The organism is Klebsiella sp. K-Nf6, from assembly GCF_002806655.1.
Classification (GTDB): domain Bacteria; phylum Pseudomonadota; class Gammaproteobacteria; order Enterobacterales; family Enterobacteriaceae; genus Klebsiella; species Klebsiella variicola.
Genome location: NZ_PIBN01000042.1, coordinates 1 through 1,830, shown reverse-complemented (window position 1 = coordinate 1,830; position 1,830 = coordinate 1). Strand labels below are relative to the sequence as shown.

The window sequence follows — 1,830 nt, the reverse complement described above, 5'->3', positions numbered from 1 at the left end:
CAGGCGGTCTGGCCGGGGACAGTACGGCGTCAGCCGTGGCGGGCGCGCAGGGCGGTAAGAACGCGGTTGAGAATAATGCGCTTAGTCTGCCAAAAGGGATGACGGAAACCGGACAGGCAGCTACATCCTGGGTGAAGTATGCGCAGGACAACAATCTTTCGCCGGAGCAGGTACAGGCCGGGTTAAAGGATATCGTTCGCGGCGACTTGCCGGAAAGCGCGGATATTATCAAAGCCATTCTGAGTAATAGCCCGGGCTCGGATACAGTAATGGCGTTGCTGACAGCGGAAGAGGCGAAGGATTATGCGCTGGCTCTGCTGACGTCAATCCCGGCAGAAAAAGCGTTATCGTTAGCGGGTAAAGCAGCCGGTATTATTGATAACACAATACTGATTAGAGCAGCGGAGAAGATCTCGACGGCTAAGCCGGGTAAACAATTTACAGCGCCGAGGGATTTGAATGAACAGATGGTATGGAAGCAGGTTGAATCCAATCCTTCACAAGGGCAAATACTTGACGGTATGAATAAAGATCCTCGATTCCCTACATCGGCTGGCTTCCAGAAAATGCAGGTTAACCATGAATTACCAGATGGTTCAAATATAACAATTCACTATCAGTATAATTCAGTGACGGGTAAAGCATACGATATGAAGATTACAAGTCCTCAACCGAATCCATTACAACCAGGTCCATCACTGAGGGATAAGTAATGAAAATAAGACCTTATAACTCATCTAATGTTATTGATATTTATGCTATTTACTGGAGTGGTAAGGACACTCTTTTTTTGGGAATGCCAAAAGGACATTGTGGGTTAATTGCATATAACTCACAAAAAGTAGATATAGTAGATCCTGATATCTCTGGAGAACTTACATACTTTAATAATAACTACTCTGGCATTTACCACTGGGCACTAATTAAGGAAAGGTTACTTGATGATTTACTCGAAAATGATGAAACGGCCTATAAACGCTTCCTTGAAATCGTGAAAGCTGAAGGTCTGGTTGATCCCGATTTTTATTAACTGCAAAAGATCCCGACTTCAGCGCCGGGATCTTTTTTACCCGTCAATTACGACAGCACGCAGAGCAGTCTCAGCGGTGGCCTGGGTTACACCTTCGGCGCCGGGTCGTGGTCGGGAAGCCTGAATACCAGTCGCGACAAAATGACCAGCGACTGGTCTTCGGTGCAGGAGCAGAGCGGGATATTTGCCGGTCAGGGCGGTTTTGATGTGACGGTGGGCAGCCACACGCAGCTGAATGGCGGGGTCATTGCTTCCACAGGAAGCGCAGATAAAAACGGCCTCGATACCGGCACGCTGGGTTTCAGCGATATCCACAACCAGGCGGATTATAAGACGCAGCATCAGGGCGGCGGTATCAGCACCGGGGGCAGCATCGGCTCTCAGTTCGCCGGGAACATGACCAGCGCCCTGCTGGCGGGTGGCGGCAGCAAAGGCCATGCGGAAGGTACGACGCAGGCCGCAGTGGCTGATGGCAGCCTTATCATTCGCGACAGGGAGAATCAGAAGCAGGACGTGGCTGACCTGAGTCGCGACACGGAACACGCCAGCGGCAGTATCGGGCCGATATTTGACAAGGAGAAGGAGCAGCGGCGCCTGCAGGAAGTGCAGCTGACAGGGGAGATTGGCAGCCAGGCGGCGGATATTGCGCGCACGCAGGGCGAGATAGCAAAACAGAAGGCGATAAAAGACCCTGCAGCCCTGACGGCGGCGGAAGCGAAGCTGAAGGCAGAGGGTAACAGCAGTCCGACGGCAGAACAGATTGCGGACCAGGCGGGTCGTACCGCGATGGCTGCATACGG

General features: G+C 51.9%; 2 protein-coding genes and 1 pseudogene. All 3 read left to right on the top strand.

What is annotated here, in order from left to right; translation table 11 throughout:
• A partial coding sequence (locus CWM61_RS28485; RefSeq protein WP_100632271.1) for a VENN motif pre-toxin domain-containing protein occupies positions 1–713 on the top strand: 713 nt, incomplete at its 5' end.
• Positions 713–1,030 (top strand): hypothetical protein, encoded by a 318-nt coding sequence (locus CWM61_RS28480; RefSeq protein WP_032729497.1) that lies wholly within the window; start codon positions 713–715, stop codon positions 1,028–1,030. The genes CWM61_RS28485 and CWM61_RS28480, both read left to right, overlap by 1 nt.
• A gap of 45 nt (positions 1,031–1,075) precedes the next feature.
• A pseudogene (locus tag CWM61_RS28475) lies at positions 1,076–1,830 on the top strand (hemagglutination protein); the annotation flags it as partial.